The organism is Pontibacillus salipaludis (assembly GCF_014642405.1).
GTDB classification, from domain to species: Bacteria; Bacillota; Bacilli; order Bacillales; family BH030062; genus Pontibacillus; species Pontibacillus salipaludis.
In genome coordinates this window covers 106,913-128,471 of record NZ_BMIN01000002.1, presented here as the reverse complement: position 1 = coordinate 128,471, position 21,559 = coordinate 106,913, and the positions used below count along the sequence as shown (strand labels likewise).

Annotated in this window: 18 protein-coding genes; 14 read left to right on the top strand and 4 right to left on the bottom strand. The window is 42.3% G+C overall.

Features of this window, described 5'->3' with window-relative positions:
* The first annotated feature begins 174 nt into the window (after nt 1-174).
* The 4 genes from IEW76_RS02795 (at nt 175) to IEW76_RS02780 (ending at nt 5,127) form a co-directional block, all read left to right on the top strand.
* Nucleotides 175-1,617 carry a cryptochrome/photolyase family protein gene (locus IEW76_RS02795; RefSeq protein WP_188650708.1) on the top strand — a complete coding sequence of 481 codons (1,443 nt, stop codon included), beginning with the start codon at nt 175-177 and terminating at the stop codon, nt 1,615-1,617.
* A gap of 135 nt (nt 1,618-1,752) precedes the next feature.
* On the top strand, nt 1,753-2,994 hold the full coding sequence (locus IEW76_RS02790) for an aminopeptidase (RefSeq protein WP_188650705.1): 1,242 nt from the start codon (nt 1,753-1,755) through the stop codon (nt 2,992-2,994).
* 392 nt (nt 2,995-3,386) lie between these two features.
* The gene (locus IEW76_RS02785; protein ID WP_188650703.1) at nt 3,387-3,830 is read left to right on the top strand and encodes a YueI family protein; all 444 of its coding nucleotides are present in this window, start codon (nt 3,387-3,389) and stop codon (nt 3,828-3,830) included.
* A 64-nt stretch (nt 3,831-3,894) separates the two neighbouring features.
* Nucleotides 3,895-5,127 (top strand): Glu/Leu/Phe/Val family dehydrogenase, encoded by a 1,233-nt coding sequence (locus tag IEW76_RS02780; RefSeq protein WP_229721104.1) that lies wholly within the window; start codon nt 3,895-3,897, stop codon nt 5,125-5,127.
* Nucleotides 5,128-5,211: 84 nt separating this feature from the next.
* Here IEW76_RS02780 and IEW76_RS02775 read toward each other — a convergent pair whose 3' ends face one another.
* The gene (locus tag IEW76_RS02775; protein WP_188650700.1) at nt 5,212-5,970 is read right to left on the bottom strand and encodes a TrmB family transcriptional regulator; all 759 of its coding nucleotides are present in this window, start codon (nt 5,968-5,970) and stop codon (nt 5,212-5,214) included.
* A 206-nt stretch (nt 5,971-6,176) separates the two neighbouring features.
* Between IEW76_RS02775 and IEW76_RS02770 the strand changes: the two genes are divergently transcribed.
* Entirely contained in the window at nt 6,177-7,337 is a 1,161-nt protein-coding gene (locus tag IEW76_RS02770) for an MFS transporter (RefSeq protein WP_188651114.1), read from the top strand.
* A 328-nt stretch (nt 7,338-7,665) separates the two neighbouring features.
* Here IEW76_RS02770 and IEW76_RS02765 read toward each other — a convergent pair whose 3' ends face one another.
* Nucleotides 7,666-9,438, bottom strand: a complete 1,773-nt coding sequence (locus IEW76_RS02765; protein WP_188651112.1) for a DNA ligase D — start codon at nt 9,436-9,438, stop codon at nt 7,666-7,668.
* Nucleotides 9,439-10,062: 624 nt separating this feature from the next.
* On the opposite strand from IEW76_RS02765, the gene ku reads away from it, so the two are divergent.
* Together ku and IEW76_RS02755 are read left to right on the top strand one after the other, a co-directional pair.
* A complete protein-coding gene (ku, locus tag IEW76_RS02760) occupies nt 10,063-10,917 on the top strand; it encodes a non-homologous end joining protein Ku (RefSeq protein WP_188650698.1) in 855 nt (284 codons plus the stop codon).
* A gap of 111 nt (nt 10,918-11,028) precedes the next feature.
* A complete protein-coding gene (locus IEW76_RS02755; RefSeq protein WP_188650696.1) occupies nt 11,029-12,036 on the top strand; it encodes an acyltransferase family protein in 1,008 nt (335 codons plus the stop codon).
* 127 nt (nt 12,037-12,163) lie between these two features.
* Here the strand turns inward: IEW76_RS02755 and IEW76_RS02750 are convergent, their stop codons facing one another.
* Nucleotides 12,164-12,397 (bottom strand): hypothetical protein, encoded by a 234-nt coding sequence (locus tag IEW76_RS02750; protein WP_188650694.1) that lies wholly within the window; start codon nt 12,395-12,397, stop codon nt 12,164-12,166.
* Between the two features lie 196 nt (nt 12,398-12,593).
* Between IEW76_RS02750 and IEW76_RS02745 the strand changes: the two genes are divergently transcribed.
* Nucleotides 12,594-13,256 (top strand): type 1 glutamine amidotransferase domain-containing protein, encoded by a 663-nt coding sequence (locus IEW76_RS02745; protein ID WP_188650692.1) that lies wholly within the window; start codon nt 12,594-12,596, stop codon nt 13,254-13,256.
* A 710-nt stretch (nt 13,257-13,966) separates the two neighbouring features.
* On the opposite strand, the gene IEW76_RS02740 is transcribed toward IEW76_RS02745, so the two are convergent.
* The gene (locus IEW76_RS02740; RefSeq protein WP_188650690.1) at nt 13,967-15,334 is read right to left on the bottom strand and encodes a YjiH family protein; all 1,368 of its coding nucleotides are present in this window, start codon (nt 15,332-15,334) and stop codon (nt 13,967-13,969) included.
* A 396-nt stretch (nt 15,335-15,730) separates the two neighbouring features.
* Here IEW76_RS02740 and IEW76_RS02735 point away from each other — a divergent pair, with 396 nt between their 5' ends.
* From IEW76_RS02735 to IEW76_RS02710, 6 genes are all read left to right on the top strand, one after another.
* Nucleotides 15,731-16,702 carry a YbgA family protein gene (locus tag IEW76_RS02735; RefSeq protein WP_188650688.1) on the top strand — a complete coding sequence of 324 codons (972 nt, stop codon included), beginning with the start codon at nt 15,731-15,733 and terminating at the stop codon, nt 16,700-16,702.
* Nucleotides 16,703-16,962: 260 nt separating this feature from the next.
* Complete coding sequence (locus IEW76_RS02730) at nt 16,963-18,135, top strand: MFS transporter (RefSeq protein WP_188650686.1); 1,173 nt, start codon at nt 16,963-16,965, stop codon at nt 18,133-18,135.
* Nucleotides 18,136-18,324: 189 nt separating this feature from the next.
* Entirely contained in the window at nt 18,325-18,927 is a 603-nt protein-coding gene (gene pcp / locus IEW76_RS02725; protein ID WP_188650685.1) for a pyroglutamyl-peptidase I, read from the top strand.
* A 9-nt stretch (nt 18,928-18,936) separates the two neighbouring features.
* A complete protein-coding gene (gene pxpB, locus IEW76_RS02720) occupies nt 18,937-19,671 on the top strand; it encodes a 5-oxoprolinase subunit PxpB (protein ID WP_188650683.1) in 735 nt (244 codons plus the stop codon).
* The gene (locus IEW76_RS02715) at nt 19,671-20,438 is read left to right on the top strand and encodes a 5-oxoprolinase subunit PxpA (protein ID WP_229721103.1); all 768 of its coding nucleotides are present in this window, start codon (nt 19,671-19,673) and stop codon (nt 20,436-20,438) included. The genes pxpB and IEW76_RS02715 overlap by 1 nt, the downstream gene beginning before the upstream one ends.
* Nucleotides 20,439-20,440: 2 nt before the next feature.
* Nucleotides 20,441-21,388, top strand: coding sequence for a 5-oxoprolinase subunit C family protein (locus IEW76_RS02710; protein WP_188650681.1), 948 nt, complete (start codon nt 20,441-20,443; stop codon nt 21,386-21,388).
* Nucleotides 21,389-21,559: the final 171 nt, after the last annotated feature.

Below are 21,559 nucleotides of genomic sequence, written 5' to 3'. Positions count from 1 at the left end.
AACAACAGCGTGCCAGACACCCTTTATTGATTTAGTAAGGTAAAGGGTGCCTGGCACGCTTTACTGCTTTAAAGGGAATTGGTATGGCTGTTGTGCTAGGAGACGCATTGAGAGTTTATGAGGGGGATATGGATTGGTTAGGATGAGGGTATAGATTGGTATAGGAGGTGCCTTATGAATAAGGTAAATGTGGTATGGTTTCGACAGGATTTACGTTTAAGTGATCATAAGGCGTTATATTATGCACTTAAAGACGCTGAACAATCTGGGGCAGAAGTGATGGGGTTGTTTCATATACATCCATCTCTAAACGATTCATTTACAGTTCGGCATGATTATTTCTTCCGAACATTAGAAGATCTTGTGAACCAGGCTGCTGAGCAACAGTTTCCCATTCATTTTATTTCAGGAGAAGTTGAGGAAGCGTTTCAACACTTGCTCGATCAAGACTTTACGGTTCAATCCGTATTTTATAATAAAGATGAAGTAGGTTTCGGCCGAGAGCGTGATCAATCGGTTACGAAGTGGCTTGAAGCCCAGGACATACCGGTCGAAAGCTTTGTAGATGCTCACATTCATGGAGCTGAAGGAGTTCATAAGAAGGATGGTGGCTATTACAAAGTATTCACGCCGTATTACCGAATGTGGTCCTCTTTAGATAAGCCTGCTGTGTATTCTATTGATAAGAAAAAGCTTTCAGAGCTAGGTACGGATTTCACAGATCAATTTCAAAAAGGAGAGAAAGCTTTCCGAGACTTACTCTCAAACTGCACGAAAGAATGGAATCATATCGGAGAACGCTCAGCCATTCAGAGGTTGGCCCACTTTCTCCACAATAAGGTGCACCATTATGAAGAAAATCGGGACTTCCCTGCAAAGAACGCTACGAGTATGATCTCGCCATATTTAAAAAATGGCGTTCTATCTCCCCGCACGGTCTATCATAAAGCGATGGAAGTGATAGAAGAAAATGGAGGAGAATCGAAAGGGCTGGAAACATACATCTCTGAAATTGCCTGGCGTGATTTCTATAATATGATTCACTACATTTATCCAAACAGTAAGCATGAGGAAGTAAGTGAGCAGTATCAAGGCATCGATTGGAATCAGGATGAAGATTACTTTGAGAAATGGAAAGAGGGAGAGACAGGTTATCCGATCGTAGATGCAGCCATGAAGCAATTGAATACAATTGGCTGGATGCACAATCGTCTACGGATGGTCGTAGCTTCCTTCTTGACGAAAGACTATCTAGTGGATTGGCGAAAAGGGGAACGCTATTTTGAAGAACGTCTTATTGATTATGATGCTTCATCAAATATCGGGGGATGGCAATGGGCGGCATCTACAGGAACAGACGCTGTGCCGTACTTTCGCGTTTTTAATCCAACCCGTCAATCTGAACGTTTCGACCCAGAAGGAGAATTCATTAAATCCTATCTTCCTCAACTAAAAGATGTGCCTAAGAAGTATATCCATGAACCTTCTAAGATGTCAGCCGAAGAGCAGGAGCAATACAATTGCAAAATAGGAGAAGACTATCCTGAACCAAGTGTCGACCATAAAACAATGCGCAAACGGGCAATCGAAGTCTTTGAAAAGCAAAAAGATTCCTAACGTATCAGAAGCTACGATGATAGTTAAAACTGTTTAACTAGAGAACCCCTTGCCTAAGTCCCCTTGACTAGGCAAGGTTTTGAAAATATGAAATAATAAGAAAAAAGAAAAAGCGATCATGGAGGGAATAAAACGATGAAGCCAACAGAACAACAATTTCAAAAATATGCTGATCTCGCGATACATACTGGTGTTAATTTACAAGAAGGACAAGCACTAGTGATTAATTCTAGCGTGGAGAATGCTGAATTCGTTCGTATTGTAGCCAAGCGAGCGTATGAAGCAGGAGCGAAAGATGTACACGTTCGTTGGTCTGATGAGGACCTAACATACTTGAAAATGAAGAATGCTCCAATGGAAGTATTAGAAAATGTACCAGGATGGAAAGTAGATGAAGTAATGAGTTATGCAAAAGACGGTGCTTCAGTTCTTTCGATTTATGCTCCTAACCCTGACCTGTTAAAAGACATCGACCCAGCTCGTGTTGCTGCAGCTAATAAAGCTGGTGGACAGGCAATGAAAGAATACCAGCAGTATGTGATGAACGATAAGATTACGTGGTCCATAGTATCTGTTCCTACTGTAAACTGGGCGAAGAAGGTTTATCCTAATGCTACTCAAGAAGAAGCAATGGATCAGTTGTGGGATCAAATCTTTAAGATTACAAGAATCGACCAGGAAGACCCAATCGCAGCTTGGGAAGAGCATAACGCGACGTTACGTAAAGCACGTGCTTACTTAAATGAAAAGCAGTACAAAAAGCTTGTCTACAAAGCTCCTGGCACAGATCTATCTGTACAGCTCGTTGATAACCACATTTGGCATGGAGGAGACACAAAGTCTCAGGACGGAGTGAAGTTTAATCCGAATATGCCTACTGAAGAAGTATTTACAATGCCGCACAAAGACGGCATAAATGGTACCGTAACGAGCACGAAACCATTAAATTATGCAGGAAATCTCATTGAAAACTTCACCCTTACATTTGATAATGGAAAAGTTGTAGACTTTAAGGCAGAAGAGGGAGAAGAGACGCTAAAACTACTTCTCGACACAGACGAAGGAGCCCGTCGCTTAGGGGAAGTAGCACTAGTACCCCACCGCTCTCCAATATCACAATCAGAACTGATCTTCTTTAACACGTTATATGATGAGAATGCGTCATGCCACTTAGCCCTAGGCGGCGCCTACCCTACAAACGTAGAAGGCGGATCTAACATGAGCGAAGACGAGAAAGCCAAACATGGCGTAAACGAAAGCATGGTACACGAAGACTTTATGATGGGTTCATCCGACATGGATATCGACGGTGTCTATGAAGACGGCACCACCGAGCCAATCTTCCGCAACGGAAACTGGGCCATCGATTTTGAATAAAGAATAAACGAAAAAGCCCAAGCCCCGCGTTTGGGCTTTTCTTCTTCTCTTCATTTCCTTAGGCTCTGTTAAAGTTAAGTGTTAATTTTATACTAGATTCGTTTCAGAACAGGACAGATATGACATGCTTCCGTTACTACTAATATGGAAAAGGTGGTTGGGGAAATTGCGAGACTCCTGCGGCAGTAGGAGCCTAGGGGAGACCCCACAGAGAGCGTTAGCGAACGAGGAGGCTTCCCAGCTCGCCGCGGAAAGCGAGTGATTTCCCCAACCACCTTAAGCTCAATTAAGCAAACGGAAGCATACTCTCAACTTATATAGTGACAGGTCTCACATGGTTCCCGAATATTCGGGGAATCTAAATACCAGAACAGAAACAAAGGATGAGGAACATGAGTGATAAACAAGTAGAAGATTATCTGCAAAATGGAATCTATGGCACACCTGACACGAAGCCATCGGAGAGAAAGCGTTTTTTAGGAACGATTCGCGAACGTGTGGTATTCGCCCTTACGAAAGGTCAGGTTATGAAGAAAAAAGGTGTACAAGATATGGAAGAGAAGATAGCAAACAACAAAGGTGCACATCTTTTGATAAACGGTAAGATCAGTTCACGATACTATAAGAATTACCGTGACGTAGCTTTGAAACATGGGCTGGAGTATACAGTTGTTAATAACAGAGAGGCAGATTCAGATTTGGGAGCAGTCCTTACTTACGAGCATGCCGTCGATCATGAAGAAATTTTTTTACAAGAAGACAAACCTCAACAGAAGCCAGCGCCGAAGGGGAATGTAGTGAAGCGTTTTCTTAATTTCTTAAGAAGAACACCATAATTTGGTTTTAGGGGACTCTCCTTTGGGAAGAGGTCTTATAGACTAAGACGAAGGAGTGACCTCTGTGAGTACATTAGATTGGTTAAACAAACAGATCAACGAGGTAGTAGAAGAGCTGGATTTATCCTCTTCTGTCTACCAAATCTTGAAAGAACCGAAGCACTGCATTAAAGTATCGATTCCCCTTGAGAAGGATGACGGTACTGTAGAAACCTACACAGGCTTTCGCTCTGTTCATAGCGATCTACTTGGGCCAGGTAAGGGTGGCATTCGCTTTCACGAGAATGTAAGTGAGGAGGAAGTTGTTGCCCTTTCAATGTGGATGACAATGAAAACAGCTATTCTAAAACTTCCTTTTGGAGGAGCAAAAGGTGGCGTTCAAATTGATCCTAGTACACTCTCTAAACGCGAGCTCCAACAACTAAGCCGCCAATACATCCAGCAGATTGAACCTGTTATAGGTCCACAGAAAGACATCCCAGCACCTGATGTCAATACAAATGGACGTGTCATGGGCTGGATGATGGATGAGTTCTTTAAATTAAGAGGACGTAATATACCTGGATTTATTACAGGGAAACCCCCCGTCATAGGTGGGTCTGAAGGGCGTGTAGAAGCGACCGGAAAAGGTGTCGTTATTAATATATTAGAAGCCTTGAAGAAGTTAGATATGGACGCTGATCAGGCTAAAGTCGCCATTCAAGGATTCGGCAATGTAGGTTCCGTTACAGCAAAATCACTCTCAGAAAAGGGCATGAAGGTCACCGCCGTAGCTGACGTGGATACCCTTGTTTATGACGAAAATGGACTTGATATCCCTGACATGCTTGAATATATGGAAAACAACCAGTCTCTAAAAGGGTACGCAGAAGAAAAGGACCCGAAAGAGATCTTTGATATAGATTGTGATATATTCATTCCTGCAGCGCTTGAAAACCAGATTACGGAAGAAACAGCGCCAAAGATAAAAGCAAAGGTAGTGGCCGAAGCAGCAAATGGACCGACTACAGAAAAAGGGGACGATATTTTAGCCGAAAATGGCGTGTTTGTTATCCCTGACATTCTTTGTAACGCAGGAGGCGTCATGGTCTCTGCGTTTGAATGGATGCAAAACGATATGCACGACCATTGGGCAAAAGAGGTCGTCAATGAACGGTTAGAGAAAGACATGTCCATCGCCTTCCAAGAAGTGTATGACATGAAGGAAGACATTGATAAAAGCATGCGCCACGCTGCTTTCTACTTAGCGGTGAAGCGTTTAGGTGATGCCATGTACGCACGCGGTTGGGTTGATTAAGTTTTAGTAGAATGATCGCTTCAAGAAAATAGTAAAGCAGATATAAAAGCTCCGTCCATTAGAAAATGGACGGAGCTTTTTTGGTTAATAGCGCAATTTTAATAGTAATTCTCGAATAGAAGGGTCCTCTAGGATGGTATCACTATATTTTTTAGTGATCTCTGTTAAAGCAACATCATGATAGAAAAATTCTTTGAAGAAGGTCACAAGAGGGCGAGATTGAGTCTGTATAGCCTGCCATGCGTTTTGTTCAATACCAGCAAACATCATTTCCTGATTATCGATAATAAGAATACGACTTCTTTCTAATGCTTCGTGCATAGAGTTTGGAACCAGGATCGATACATTAGCAATGCTTGTATCCAATTCACCAATCGTATGGATTTCAACCTGTCCTCCATTTCGGTCAAATTGCTCAAGAATCGGGAGGTGAATACGCAAATCATCTGCCCAGCCTGAAATGATAATGGAATCCTTTGCTCCTTGAATCATTTCTTTTTGAACAGCTTGAATGGATTGGTCATCCTTCAACGTCCATACTCGATCATCCGAGGGAGCCTCTGTTATAGGAATATTTCTTAAATGCTCGACGTTGGCTTCAAAGTCAGATTTTAGTTTGTCGATTGTGGATTCAATAGGTAAGGCAGTGTATTGTCTTTTCTTATCAACAGTTGACTCTAAAATCATTCCTTTTTCACTCATGCGATGAAGCACTTCATATACCTTTGAGCGAGGAATGCCTGACCGCTTCACAATGCCAGTGGCGTCCAAGGGCTCATTCACAGATATGAGTGCCTCATATACTTTGCTTTCATACTGTGTAAATCCAAATGGTTGAAGCATAATTCATTAGCTCCTTACGTTCTAGTCGTTAGTTCTATCTTAGCATACCAAGCGCAAGATTTCGTTTTACACGAGAAGCTGTGGTATAAATCGACCTTTTCTGTCTACAAAATTTTAAATCATAGGTGGGGAGATTTGGGTCTTGTGCTTTCATGATTTTAAAGTTACCATTATGGTGGTAACTTTAACGGAAAGGACGAGACATGATGGATAAGCGTGTATATCTGTTGACGATCGTAGCCTTTGTCGTAGGCATGGTCGAACTTATTATAGGTGGTATTTTAGATTTAGTAGCAGGAGACCTTGGAGTTACAGTAGGGAAAGCAGGCCTTTTAATTTCCATTTTTTCAGTTGTATTTGCTATTGCTGGCCCGATTCTGTTAGCCTTAACTTCTCAAATTGAACGGAAGAAACTAACCTTGTGGACGCTCGTTGTCTTCTTGGTAGGGAATTTAATCGCTGTTTTTGCACCGTCTTATTCAATTTTGATGGCAGCTAGAATGATTTCAGCTGCTAGTGGTGCATTGCTTGTCGTCCTGTGTGTGACGCTTGCATCGAATATTGTAAGTGAAGCTTACCGTGCCCGAGCCATCGGGATTGTATTTATGGGAATTAGCGGTTCGCTCGTATTAGGTGTTCCTTTTGGATTAATGCTTGGGAACGCGTTTGGATGGCGTGCCCCTTTTATCCTGATTACAGGTTTAACATTGCTTTCAATGGCCGGAGTTTATTTCTTTATGGAACGGATCGCACCTAAACCCTCTATCCCGATGAAAGATCAATTGAAAACGTTGAAAGATAACAAAATCTTATTTGCGCAAATGACCTCTTTTCTGTTTCTTGCAGGTCACTTGACGCTGTATGGGTATTTAACCCCTTTCTTAAAAACAACAATGGGTCTGAATGGAACATGGGTAAGTATCGTTTACCTTATATTTGGTGTAGCAGCCGTGCTAGGTGGGGGCGTCGGTGGTATGCTAGCTGATCGCTTTGGCACGAAGCCTTCTGTACTAGGGATCATTGCCGTATTTGCTGTTTCGATTTTCTTAATTCCTTATACAACATTCTCGTTCCCGCTCTTCTTAATCGTAATGGTCATATGGAGTATGCTCAGCTGGGCGGTAACACCAGCGCAACAAAGCTATCTAATCGAATCAGCTCCTGAATCATCCGACATTCAACAGAGCTTAAACAACTCAGCACTTCACCTAGGGATTGCCCTTGGATCGTTCATTGGTAGTATTGTCATTGAAAGATCATCCGTAGAACACAATGCAACAGTCGGCGGGATCTTCATCGTAATCGCTCTAGCCACAGCCGTATTTTCAATGACCAGAACCCGGAGTGAAGTAGCCGTAAGTGAATAAAAGTAGAAAGACCTCGTTCATTCCAACACGAGGTCTTTTTTTGAGTGAGATAGAGACGTATCCGTCAGCTTTAATGGAGCGTAAGGTGGGCCTGGAAACCACTCGCTTTCCGCGGGCGGCCCCACACGAGGTGGGGTCGTTCGACGTTGTCACAGGACGTGACGGTTTTAGTCGAACTCCCTCTTTCTTTTTAGAGCCTCCTCGTTCGCTTGCGCTCTCTGTGGGGTCTCGTCGACCTCTTTCTCCCGCAGGAGTCTCCCCGTTCCCCAACCACCTTTCGCTACTATAACGTAAACGGAAACATTGTCTCAGTTTGGATGAAAGGAGGTTAATCTTCCTCGATGAGTTCTTTCACCAATTGTAAATCCTGCGTTTCACGCACTTCTTGATAAGAGGCAAATGGGCACCCTCTAGTTTCCACTCGTTCCAAAACGTTTCCAATGTGAAAGTCTGAAGGGTCTAATGATTCATTCACTTCTGACCAGTAGAGAGGTGTTGCTACGCTTGCGCCTTCACGGCCACGTGGTGAGTAGGGGGAAACGATGGTCTTCCCTTCTGCGTGTTGGACGTAATCAATGTAAAGTCGGTTTCCTCGCTTTTTCTTTAACCGTTCTACTGTAAAAAGGTCTGGCTCTTGGCTAATGAGTAGTTGTGCCACATGCTCAGTAAATAAGCGAGTTTCTTCATATGTTAAACTTCCTGATTGAATCGGAATATGGATTTGCATTCCCTTTCCACCGCTCGTCTTCACAAAAGCCTTAAGATTAAGTCGATCAAAGATCATTTTAAGAAGGGTGGCAGCCTTTATAGCCAGAGAAAAGGATTCGCGTTCAGGAGGATCAAGGTCAAATACAATCTCATTTGGGGCTGATGCTTGTGAAGTCTCAAATGGGATGTGATATTCAATCGCTCCTTGGTTACCATGCCAGAGGATCGTGTTCAAATCGTTGCAAACCATGTAAGTTTCTTTAGATCCTTCTATACGGTTTACATAGTCTGGGGCATAGTCTGGCAAGTGCTTCTGGAAGAAAGACTCTTGGTCAATCCCATCAGGAAATCGAATGACCGTTAACTTCTTGTCCTTTAAAAATGGAAGCATGTAAGGAGCAATCTTTCTTAAATACAAGAGCAGATGTCTTTTTTTGAAATGGGATTCTTTCCACAATACTTTTTCCGTATTTGTATAATCCACATGTGGAAAAAGAGCTAAATCCCACTCAGCTTGATCCCCCGTACAATCTCCTGGGGATAACTCAAGTAAAAATGAAGAAAACATGGGTTCCCGTAAATCGTCCTTCTGTGCATGAAGACAGTGAATCCCTACACAGACACTCGGATCAAGCGTATAAACACCCTCGGATTTCTCCCCTTTATTTGTAAAGAAAGTTTGAAGAGTTTGTTGATCCTCTGTGGACAGACCATGCTTAACAGATCCTATATCCACAATTGTATCCCCACTATACACAGAAGCTGTAAAATACCCATTCTCCGACTTATAAGCTGTGAGGAAAGCTTGAATTGTTCTCCAATTTTTGATTTTAATCCAATCATTACTTCTTTCACCAGGTTTGTATAAGCTCTTTTTATTTTTAGCGACCAATCCCTCTCCCCTATGTAAAAAGACAAGATCTTGTACTTCTCGAGCGTTCGAATAACTGTCCACAACATGTACACAACGCTTCCACTTCTCAAGCATTTCTCGCCTTTCATGATAAGGAGAGTTCGTATAGGATTTTCCTTTTTCCTTGAGGAGGTCAAATGCTAAAAAAGTCGCAGGACGTTCCTCAGCCGCTTGTGCAATGGACTGCTCACTCCTCATTCGATTTCGCTTCTGCAACAAGGGAAAATGACTTTGAAAAGGTGTATTTAGTATACAAATCTCTCCATCTAATAAAAGCGGAAGGCTCTCCCTCACAGAAGAAGTCTGACTTGAAAACTCACGAATAACCTCTGGGAAACGCTCAGACAAATCATTCCCATTCCGACTCATCAACCTCACACCACCCTCCGTCCAATGAAGCAATGCTCTGAATCCATCATATTTCACCTCATAAACCCAATTGGCACCTGTAGGTATGTCATCTAAAAGCGTAGGAAGCATTGGCTGCAAAATAAGAACCTCCTTTTTATATGGTTTTGCGGCTTTGCTAAAGCAGTGGCAGGGCTGAGTCCGTTATCGTATGGGGACTAGGGCAGGCTTGGGGACAACTCGCTTTCCTGCGGGGAGCTGGCAAGCCTCCTCCTTCGCTGACGCTGCGTCCGGGGTCTTACCTAGGCTCCTTATCCCGCGGGAGTCTCGCAGTCCCCAAGCCTGCCCTGGCGTTAATTGGATGAACGGACCTCCTTAGATATGAGAATCTCAATACCCATATGTGGCGCGTTTTCGTTACGCCTGATATGGAAAAGGTGGGCCGGGAAACTGCGAGACTCCTGTGGGAAGAAGAGTTAGACGAGACCCCGCAGGGCACGGTTTTTGCCCGAGGAGGCTTCAAAAGGAAAGGAGAAGTTCGACTAAGATCGTCACGTCCTGTGACAACGTCAAACGACCCCACGTCGTGTGGGGCCACGGAAAGCGAGTAGTTTCCCGGCCCACCTTACTCTCAGCAAAATCAACGAAAACGTACCTCCATCTATAGTAGTGTACGTAAGCCAAGATGATTTACTCACACTCAACATAAAACCCATCCCATTAGCAAACGCTAAAAGAAAAAGGAGAGTGAAGCGTGTGCACACAATGTGGAAAGGAACCATTAGCTTTGGACTTGTGAACATCCCAGTCAAATTACACTCCGCAACAGAAAACAAAGATATTAGTCTACGTCAGCTCCATGAAGAGTGTAAATCACCTATTGAATATGAACGTACGTGCCCGGTATGCGAACGGGAAGTTGAGAAAGAAGAGATTGTGAAGGCGTATGAATATGCAAAGAATAAGTTTGTTGTGTTAGATGATGAAGAACTAGAGGAGTTAAGGAAGGAACAGACAGATAAGGCTGTTGAAATTATGGACTTTGTAAAACTATCTGACATTGATCCCATCTATTTTGAAAAGAGTTATTACCTTTCTCCAGACGAAGGTGGAACGAAGGCGTACTCACTTCTGAGACAGACCCTCTTAGATACAGAGAAAATCGGAGTGGCTAAGATCATCATTCGTTCCAAAGAACAGTTAGCCATGGTCAGAGTGTATGAGAACACATTGGTCATGGAGACCATCCATTATCCGGATGAGGTAAGAGATGTGAAAGAAGTTCCGAATGTCCCCGAAGAAACAGAGTTAGGGAAAAAGGAATTAGAAACGGCTAAAACCCTCGTCGAACAGCTAACAAGTGACTTTGATCCTGAGCAGTATAAGGACGATTATCGACAAGCATTATTAGATCTTATAGAAGCGAAGAAGAATAATGAAGATATATCGACTGCTGAACCAAAACCAACACCAGACAATGTAACCGATTTAATGGAGGCGTTAGAGAAGTCACTTGATAAGAATCAGAAGAAGACAAAAAAGAAGGCAACGAAAAAGAAATCCACTAAAACAGGAAACGAAAAGAAATCAACTTCAAAGAAAACCTCCTGATTATAAACATTACGTTTTTATGTTCTGCATTTTACAATTTGGTAACATCCTCCTTAAAACCCCCACCTTTGACGAACGTCTATAGTAACCGTTCTGAAGGAGGGGGTTACATTGAAAAGGGAAGCCTATTTCGACAATGCGAAATGGATTTTAATGTTCCTTGTGGTATTCGGCCATGTCATTCAGCCGTTTAAGGATCAACATGTATATAGTGTTCTTTATCAATGGGTTTACACATTTCATATGCCTGCATTTATTATAGTTTCAGGTTATTTCGCTCAAGCAAAGCTGAACAAAGCGTATGTAGGGAAATTATTTAAAAAACTCCTGCTTCCATATTTAAGTTTTCAAGCTATTTATACTATCTATTATGCTCTAATTGGAAAGTCGGGATGGTGGAAACCACCGTTTGAACCACAGTGGGCGCTTTGGTTCTTAGTCAGCCTGTTTTGTTGGCATATTATGCTTTATTGGTATAGAAGCTTACCTAAGCATGTAGCGATATTTATTTCTATTCAAATCGGGGTTTTGGTTGGATATATGAGTGGGATTGATCATTCGTTCAGCCTTTCAAGGACATTTGTGTTCTTCCCGTTCTTCCTTATTGGTCATTGGATAAGCACAGAGGAGTTACAGTGGCTTCGTGAAACAAGGACCAAGGTGCTAGCTCTTGGTGTCATGGTTTCTGTAGCGTTAGCTATTATATTTGGACCATCATATGAAACTGAGTGGTTCTTTGGATCAAAATCGTATGTAACCCTTGGAATGCCAGAGTGGGGAGGTTTCGTTCGATTTGGAAGTTATATTGTAAGTGTTCTAATGGCATTAAGTGTACTATCATGGATCCCCACAAAAACGTACACATGGACAAAGTACGGAGCTTATACTCTCTATGTCTATTTATTACATGGCTTCGTCATTCAGGTTATTCGTGAGCATGATTTAATTTCCGTCTATTCCCCTTTTGACTTAGTGTATTTAGCAACGTTTTCCCTTTTATTAATGGGCCTCTTCGTTTCTAGACCTGTCGTATCCTTGGTTTCTCCCATTATTCAATGGAAATCAGTAGGTTGGAAGGTGAAGAAATACCCAATGAAGATGCATTCAGGCTCTTCATAGAGAATGTGCTGCTTATATATGCTGAAAAAAAGAGGCGTCTCTAAATAGAGATGCCTCTTTTCTATGCCTGCCTGTCATGTAAAGGACTTCCTTAAAAGGGATCAGACAGTTACCCAGCAACCACCTATTACACGATTGTTTTCCTTTTTACGTAGTGTCGGAATTCTGGCCCTCTTTCAATTAAAGAAGGATGGCCAAATTCCATCGATTCAATAATACTTTCCTCAGAATATCCAGTGAAAAGGGAAAGGGTCTGGATACTTGGCTTTCTGGCACCACGCCAATTTTTCACCAATTCTTGAGTCTGAAAAAATATGATTAAATGCCTGCGATGAACAGAATACGGACGTGTTTGTTTCAACTGTTCAACTCTCCTTTTCTTTTGTTATAGAAAGAGGTGTAGTAGGTTGCTGGGTGGTTATGTGTTACCTTCCCAAAGTCAATAGTCTTAAACATGTATACGATATGCAACATGACGTTTAGAAATTTTTATTTAGTGTAAATTATGTAAGTAGAGACGAAGATAAAAGCGTGTTCAATTAAAGGAGTGTGTAAAAGTGGCAAATAAAATGTTAATGATCGTAACGAATGCAGGTGTGCTTGACGATGATCATCAAACAGGCTTATGGCTCTCAGAGTTTGCTGAACCCTATATGGAATTTACACAAGCAGGATATGACGTTACCGTAGCAAGCGTGGCAGGTGGCGAAATTCCGATTGATCCAAACAGCATTTCAGGTGAGGAGCCTGATGAATGGGAAGGGGTAATGGAACCTCTAAAGGATACCGTAGTCCTTAGCGACGTGAATCCTGATGAATATTCTGGGGTATTCCTGCCAGGTGGACATGGTACGATGGTAGACTTCCCTGATAACGAAGCCATTAAAAACGCCTTGCAACCTTTCTTTGAACAAAACAAAGTAATTGGTTCCGTATGTCACGGCCCAGCAGCATTTGTAGGCGTGACGGATCAAAATGGTAAGTCATTTATTGATGGGAAACGCCTGACAGCCTTCACAGATGCAGAAGAGAAGGACCAAGGTCTAGACAGCAAGGTACCATTCCTTCTAGAGACTCGACTTACAGAGCTTGGAGCTAATTTCATGGCTGAACCAAATTATACGGAACATGTTGAAGCCGATGGAAATCTCGTAACAGGACAAAACCCACAATCAAGCTTAGCAACGGCTAGAAAAGTGGTTCAAAAACTTGGTCAATAATGTGTAAACCGTAACCCAATGACAGCTTTGCCTTTCAGGGGGATACGTTTTATAGAGAAAGGCAGGGGACTCATCCCCTGCCTTTTGTTATGTTTAATAGTTAGGCTCGGTGTATAAGCCCCCTTTGTGCGGAAGACTCCGAAGTTGAGACACTTTTGTGTAGATAGGGCCGTTACTCTTTTGGGGTGGTAAGGGTGTCTGGGGAACGACTCGCTTTCCGCGGGCGAGCTGTCGAGCCTCCTCGGGAAAACACCCTGCGGGGTCTCGTCGACCTCTTTCTCCCGCAGGAGTCTCCCCGTTCCCCAGACACCCCTGCTATAGTTTTCCGAACGGCCCCACATCTTAAGGGGCGTGAGAGTTGAGAGGTTTCCTCATATGGCATGTTTCTGTTACACCATATATAGCAGAGGTGGTTGGGGAAATTGCGAGACTCCTGCGGCATTAGGAGCCTAGGGGAGACCCCGGAGGGAGCGAATGCGACTGAGGAGGCTCCCCAGCTCGCCGCGGAAAGCGAGTGATTTCCCCAACCGCCTTATTCTCAAATAACGCAAACGGAAACATTCTCTCATTTTCAAGTCTTCAACAATCCTGGCCTATTCTTGAACAAGCTTGTTATAAACAATAACAACATTAAACTTCAACAGAGCCAAGATTTAATTTAAAACCCCCTAAAAGTTGCGCAACTTTTAGGGGGTTTTTATATAACACTCTTAGAATAAGAAATGAGCTACAAGTGTAATAACAGGAAGCGTAATGAGAGTACGTTCAATAAAGAGAATGAACAGCTCTTTAAAGTCGATTGGGATCTTAGACCCTAATACAACTCCACCGACTTCTGACATATAAATGAGCTGAGTAACAGAAAGAGCAGCGATAATGAAGCGGGTCATTTCGCTTTCGATTGAACTTCCGAGCAGAGCTGGAAGGAACATGTCAGCAAATCCTACTAAAATCGTTTCAGACGCTGCGGCTGCTTCTGGTATTTGCAACAATTCTAGTAATGGAATGAAAGGCGTTCCAATCCATGAGAAGAACGGCGTATGTTCTGCAATAATGAGGGTGACGGTTCCGATCGCCATAATGATCGGTGCAACACCCATCCACATGTCTAAAATGTTTTGACAACCTTGCTTTATAAACTGGGGAAGGCTCGGTGCTTGCTTCGTACGTTCGACTGCCTTGTAGTAGCCCCATGAGAAAGCGTTATAGCCTTTTGGTGTTCCGGGTTCAGGTTTCTTTTCTTCGCCACTAACATAAGAATCTTCTTTTCTTGATAGTGGTGGTATGCGGGGCATGATGATCGCTGCAATGACACCCGCTAAAAGAACAGTTCCGTAGAATGGAACAAACATATCACTCAATTTCACCTGATCGATTACAACTAAGGTGAATGTAATCGAAACGACTGAGAATGTTGTCCCTACGACAGCAGCCTCACGCTTTGTATAATGTCCTTCTTCATATTGTTTACTTGTTAAAAGTACTCCAATCGTACCGTCACCAAGCCATGACGCTAAGGAGTCAATCGAAGAGCGACCAGGTAAAGTGAAGAGTGGACGCATAATTTTCGTTAGTATAATCCCGAAAAATTCAAGCAGTCCAAAGTTTAAAAGCAATGGTAGGAACATCCCTGCAAATAGGAAGACTGTAAACAAAATGTGTAACAAACTACCTTCTCCACCTAGCAGGAGGCCTCCTGTAGCGCTTGAGTAAACTTGTTCTGGGCCTAGCTTGTAAAAGGTCATAATGGCAAAGACAGCGCCGAACACACGAATGATGGTCCAAGACCATGGGATGAATAAAAGTCCTGTAAAGAAAGGTGACTTCTTTACAGCCTGTCCATTTGTCAGCTTCGCGATGAGCGTTAATATAGCTGTAACGGTAATAATGAACGTCATAATGGCAGGTAACTGAGCTTGCAGTGCCTCTTGAAGAATGGATGCAAAGTGTGCAATTGGAATGGTAATGCTATCTCCGAATTTAATCGGTGTCATAAATAATAAGATCCCTATAAGGGATGGAATAATAAATAGAAAGTGATTCATTGGTTTGAATGGGAATTTATTATTTGAATTCATGGGAACGAACCCTCCAGGTACAAAGAATTTCCGACATAAAAATACAACAAAATTCATTTTAATACATGTATGAACAAAATGCTAATAAAAATTTATGGAAGTGAATAGATATGCGTATAATGAGAGGCCGCTGAATCATCATTCATAACTTCCTATCCTAATAGAACCGATATAGTTTTAGGTAAATATGTATACCGTTCAAGATGAATAGTTTATCTCCTCCTTTATGTATAAATTAGAAAGCGGTTACAATTTTATTATAAAATATCATCGGACTAAAAGAGAAGTCATGAAATAAACGGTTCAAGGAAACAATAGAAACTATTCAAATTCGAATAGAACGGGAATGGACTCTACAATGAACGTACACTATTTCTAAAAATGAGGGATATTACTATGCGCACTTTTGCAACACCTAAACTTGTCGTGAGTAAATGCTTAGAGTTCGATCATGTGCGGTATAACGGCGAACGTATACCAGACAAAGTCGTACAACGATTAACGCCATATGTAACATTTATACCTGTATGCCCAGAGATGGAAATCGGACTGGGCGTTCCCCGTGATGTTATTCGTATTGTACGAAATGGGGAAGAAGAGCGCCTTATGCAACCATCAAGCGGAGAGGATTTAACAGACTCCATGACTCATTTTGCTAAAGGATTCCTTCGTTCTTTGCCGGATGTAGATGGTTTTTTACTTAAGAATCGATCACCTACATGCGGGATTCAGGATGTAAAAGTTTATGACAAGTTAGAGAAGTCTCCTGTAGTCGGAAAGACAAAAGGTCTCTTCGCTCAAGAAGTGCTGAATGAACATGAAGCTTTAGCGATTGAAGAAGAAGGGCGACTTAAGAACTTCCGTATCAGGGAGCATTTCTTTACCAAACTTTTTACCTTAGCAAGCTTTCGTGAAATGAAGGAAACGCCATCTATGAAGAAGCTAGTCGCTTTCCATTCTGAAAACAAATACTTATTTATGTCTTACAACCAAAAGACCTTGAAAGAAATGGGACGAATTGTAGCCAACCATGATCAATTATCGATGGAAGAAGTTCTTGATGCTTATGAGGAGAAATTAGGTTGGATGTTAAGAAGAGCACCAAGCCGAAAATCAAACGTAAATGTATGTCAGCATATTTCGGGATATTTCAAAAACGAGCTGACAAGAGGAGAGAAGCAATACTTCCTGGACGAGCTAGATAAATATTATGAAGAAAAAATTCCTCTTAGCACGGTGCTCGGTATACTAAAATCTTGGGTGATTCGCTTTCAAGATGATTACTTATTAGAACAAACCTATTTCCAACCCTACCCCGAAGACCTCGTTGAAATAAGTGACTCAGGCAAAGGAAGAGCCTACACATAAACACACAAAAGCGCCCTTAGGGCGCTTTTGTGCTGTATAAAAGTAAAGGGTGCCAGACACGCGTTCAGGCTTTACTGCGGTGCAGTGAAGAAGGGTGTCTGGCACCCTTTATTGTGATAAAGAATATGGGCGAGGAGAAAATTTTTTGAATAGGTAAACGTTGTCATTGATTTTGGAAGTTTTAGAAGAATGTATGGTGGGAATCACTCCATCAGAATCACATACTAAAACTATACCGAAATAGTTGGAGGGCCTGAAAGATGTCAACAAAAGGAAAAAGCATACACGCCCTGGTCATATTAATGTTTACCCAGTTTATATCTGGTGGTGTAACAAATACAAAGGGGATCGTGTTAGACCAAGTAGAGAAAGACCTTGGTCTAGATATGAGTCAGTTTGGTCTTGTCGTATTTATATTTCAGCTTGGATTTACATTAGCAAGTGTACTAATAGGTTATTATACCGATAAAAAAGGTTTACGTATTATGACGGTTATTGGTTCAATCGTCATGGGGATTGGGTTCCTCGGAACCGGTTTTGCTCCTAATATTACGTTCTTCTTAGGTTTCTATATGATCGTTGGTTTTGGGCTTGGGTCACTTGGTGTGGCATCAAATGCCATTATTCCATCCGCTTATCCCGATAAACAAAACCGAATGTTTAACTTAGCCATGGGTGTTTATGGTCTGGGAATGGTAGTATTTCCACAGTTCTTAAACTTCCTATTCCAATTCGCTTCATGGAGATATTTCTATATCGGAATTGCAGCCAGCTTAATAGCAGTTATTATCTATGTAACGTCTACAAACTTCCCGGATGGTCGTGCTGAGAAAATTGATATTAAAGCATTCATCCCTATGCTGAAAGACGCACAGTTTGTGTTCTTGATGGTCTTCTTAATGCTTGAAGTGTCAGCAGAAGTATCCTTTATGAACTTCTTCCCGTCCTACCTTAAAGGTCTTGATTTAGGAGGCATGTCAACGGCTGATAAGGAAGCAATGGTGGCTGGAATTCTATCCTTATTCTCCGTCTTCTTTATGATTGGACGTTTAGGGGTAGCTTATCTAACGAATTGGATAAATGAACGTATTATTCTAATCGTCTTCTCAATAGGTTCTGTTGTTATGATCGGAATTAGTTTCCTATTCGCAAATGACTTTCCTTGGTTATTCGCTGGTGCAGGGTTCTTCTTCTCCACGCTCTTCCCGACCGGTACAGCGTTTGGTACATCTATTTCAAAAGCTGGGGGATCAGCTCTTGGTTTAATCTATATCGCAGCAGGAATTGGTGGCGGTATTGCAGGTTATATTGTCGGAATTGCATCAGAAATGTTTGGCAAAACAGGCGGCTTCAGCGTCGTACTCATTTTCCTTGCACTAATGACCTTAACCACATTCTTTATGGATACTAACAAATCAAATCAAGCTAAATAAAAGCAGCTCTTTAACAGAGTAAAGCGTGCCAGACACCCTTTAGCAAGCTAAAGGGTGTCTGGCACGCGCTGTTTTGGTAGTGAGATAAAGGATTTCTTGTCATCGGTTTATGGTGGCAGGATTTTTATATGGGCGTATGGAATAGGGTTTAGGAGTGGATTATTCCACACTTGAGGAGGGGTGACAACGATGAAGAAACTTCTTTTAACCGGTTTTGAGCCGTTTTTAGACTTTCCAGTTAATCCAACGATGAAGATCGTTGAAGAGCTTGATGGACAAACCATCAATGGATATAAAATAGTAGGGAAGATTTTAACGGTAGAGTTTAATCAATCTGGAGAACAACTGGTTCATCATATTCAAGAAATTGAACCAGATGCCGTAATTTCTCTTGGACTAGCAGGTGGTCGATACAAGATCACACCAGAACGAATTGCGATTAACTGTAATGATGGAGATGCTGATAACTCAGGGAGAGTGCCGCGTGATGAGTGGATCGAAAAGGATGGTCCTGATGCGATCTTCTCCACTTTGCCGATTCGCAAGATGGTGGACCAATTAACAGAACAAGAACTACCGGCTGATATCTCTAATACAGCAGGTACATATTTGTGCAATAATGTCATGTATCAAGCCTTGTTTTATATACAATCTCACAATTTGAATACCCAGGCAGGATTTATTCATATCCCTGCTTCTCACGAATTAGCTATCAAGCATAAACGGATCCCTAGTTGGTCCCATCGTGACTTGCTTCAAGGTGTTAGAACATGTATCGAGAGTATAGAATAGCAGGTGATAATGATGAGAGATATACAGTACGTACCGTTTGGAGAAAACGGGATAAAGATCGTTTTTCCAAATCATATTTCACAAGAAATACATGAGCGAATACTCAAGCTTTACCAATCTATCAAGCGCCATGCAGTAGAATCCATTACAGATATTGTTCCAAGCTATACAGTACTGACGGTTTATTTTAATGAGACACTGATTTCTTTCAATCAAATGAAAGAAAAACTAGAAAGCATATGGGCTTCTGCAGATACGAAGGAGGAAACAGCCTCATCGAGAGTTGTCGTCCTTCCTGTCTATTACGGTGGAGGTGTAGGTGAGGATTTGGAGAAAGTTGCTTCGGTCAATAACGTTTCAGCAGAAGAAGTCATTGACCTTCATTCTTCGAGAGATTACCTAACGTATATGATTGGCTTTTTACCGGGTTTCCCTTATCTAGGGGGGATGGATGAGCGTATTGCTACTCCTCGTCTAGAGAAGCCTCGTGCTCGGGTAGAAGCAGGGTCTGTTGGGATTGCAGGTAGCCAGACAGGGGTCTATCCTATTGGTTCACCAGGTGGTTGGAATATTATCGGACAAACGCCTGTCCCAATAGTTGATTTTACAAGAGAAGAACCTTTTCTGATAGAAATGGGCGACTATATTCGTTTTCGTCCTGTTCAACATACAGAATATGAAGATATTAAAGAACGTATTAAAAATGGATCATACACCATTGAAATCGTAGACAAGGAGGCGTAATGATGACGCAACTAGATATAAATGCAGACCTTGGAGAAAGTTACGGCGCCTTTCAAGTAGGGGAAGATGAGCAATTAATGAAAGTAATCACTTCGGCAAACGTGGCCTGCGGCTTTCACGCAGGGGATTACAACGTTATTGCAGATACGATTGAAAGAGCTAAATCAGAAGGGGTAGCTGTTGGAGCGCATCCGGGCTTTCCAGATCTATTTGGCTTTGGTCGTCGTGAATTCAATATGAGTCCTAAAGAGATCTATAATTTAATCACCTATCAACTCGGTGCTATAGCTGGAGTATGTAAAGTGAAGGATGTAGAACTTCAGCATGTGAAACCGCATGGCGCCCTATATAATATGGCAGCCAAAGACTATGAGATGGCAAGTTCAATCGCCAAGGCTGTACGAGATTTTGATTCGAACCTTATCCTATTTGGCCTTAGCAATAGTGAACTCGTTCGAGCAGGTAAAGACGAAGGGCTGAAGGTGGCACAAGAGGCATTCGCCGATCGCGCCTATACTTCAGAAGGATACCTTGCTCCGCGCTCAATGGAGGGATCTGTGCTTACGAGTTTAGAAGAAATAGAGAAACAGGTTCTCTCAATTGTACAAAATGGGTGCACAACGTCTCTTGATGGAAAGCAAATTCCATTAGAGGCTCAAACGATTTGTTTTCATGGAGATGGAGATTCAGCCTATCATCATGCAGAGCACATTAAAAACGTCTTACAACATCACAGTGTTGACGTAAAAAAAGTGGGGGGATCCTAAACGTGTCCTACCCTTTATGTTCGATAGAAAAAGCAGGAATATTAACAAGCATTCAGGACCTGGGCCGCTTTGGTTATCAACACTACGGTGTACCAATATCAGGAGCGATGGATAAGGTTGCCCTTCAAATTGGGAATGGGTTAGTCGGAAACGATTTGGGTGCTGCCTGCTTGGAAGTGACGATGGGAGGCACCACCCTAAAAGCATCCCATGACCACCTTGTTGCCATAACAGGAGCAGACTTAGATGCAAAGTTGAACGGCAAAAAAGCCCCTCTATGGTCTACATTTATATGGAGAAAAGGAACCACTCTTACATTTAAAGGCCCTGTAGAAGGAATCAGAGCTTACATAGCGGTTCAAGGAGGAATAGATTCTGAATCAATTCTAGGAAGTCAGTCCGTTTATGAACGGGGACAAATGGGGCGTCATATTCAATCAGGAGACCAACTATATAGCTATTCAAACCAAGTTGATCGTAAGAGGATAGGACTGAGTCATGACAAGCGCCCATCCTATGATAAAGAAGTTGACGTTCGGCTTGTTGGAAGCCAACACCAATCCTATATAAAAAAAGAAAGTATAGAAGCATTCTTTAACACCTCGTATACAGTCTCGACAGGAGACCGTATGGGCATTCAACTAGACGGGGAAGCCATGACCTTTGAAGATACAGGAGACATTATCTCTGAAGCAGTCACATTCGGAACCGTACAAGTTCCCTCAAGTGGAATGCCTGTTATATTAATGGCTGACAGTCAAACAACAGGAGGCTATGTCACCATCGGTAATATCGTTCGAGCCGACCTATGGAAAATCGCCCAGCTCCCACCAGGTGGAAAGATTAACTTCCATAAAATCTCCCATGAAGAAGCGAGAAAACTCTCTAAAAACCTCCACAGCTTTCTCTCTTCCTTACAAAAAGAAGCAAAATATATCCCATCCAAATAAAAGCGCAGCTGGCAATCCCAGCTGCGCTTTTTGGGCTGATTAAGGTTCGAAGGTGCTGGGCTTATGGTTGGTCCGTTACCGTATGGGGCTAGGACTTGCTGGGGAGCCTCCTCAATCGCTACGCGCTTTCCGGGGTCTCCCCTAGATTTAAAAGTGCAGGCGTGGTGCTTA

Excerpts from the sequence above, each read along its gene's own strand:
- IEW76_RS02785 (WP_188650703.1), top strand. The coding sequence starts at position 3,387 with ATGAGTGATAAACAAGTAGAAGATTATCTGCAAAATGGAATCTATGGC.
- IEW76_RS02765 (WP_188651112.1), bottom strand. The coding sequence starts at position 9,438 with ATGCTTCCTACGCTTTTAGATGACATACCTACAGGTGCCAATTGGGTT.
- IEW76_RS02775 (WP_188650700.1), bottom strand. The coding sequence starts at position 5,970 with ATGCTTCAACCATTTGGATTTACACAGTATGAAAGCAAAGTATATGAG.
- IEW76_RS02770 (WP_188651114.1), top strand. The coding sequence starts at position 6,177 with ATGGATAAGCGTGTATATCTGTTGACGATCGTAGCCTTTGTCGTAGGC.
- IEW76_RS02735 (WP_188650688.1), top strand. The coding sequence starts at position 15,731 with ATGCGCACTTTTGCAACACCTAAACTTGTCGTGAGTAAATGCTTAGAG.
- IEW76_RS02795 (WP_188650708.1), top strand. The coding sequence starts at position 175 with ATGAATAAGGTAAATGTGGTATGGTTTCGACAGGATTTACGTTTAAGT.
- pcp (WP_188650685.1), top strand. The coding sequence starts at position 18,325 with ATGAAGAAACTTCTTTTAACCGGTTTTGAGCCGTTTTTAGACTTTCCA.
- pxpB (WP_188650683.1), top strand. The coding sequence starts at position 18,937 with ATGATGAGAGATATACAGTACGTACCGTTTGGAGAAAACGGGATAAAG.
- IEW76_RS02715 (WP_229721103.1), top strand. The coding sequence starts at position 19,671 with ATGATGACGCAACTAGATATAAATGCAGACCTTGGAGAAAGTTACGGC.
- IEW76_RS02730 (WP_188650686.1), top strand. The coding sequence starts at position 16,963 with ATGTCAACAAAAGGAAAAAGCATACACGCCCTGGTCATATTAATGTTT.
- IEW76_RS02740 (WP_188650690.1), bottom strand. The coding sequence starts at position 15,334 with ATGAATTCAAATAATAAATTCCCATTCAAACCAATGAATCACTTTCTA.
- IEW76_RS02790 (WP_188650705.1), top strand. The coding sequence starts at position 1,753 with ATGAAGCCAACAGAACAACAATTTCAAAAATATGCTGATCTCGCGATA.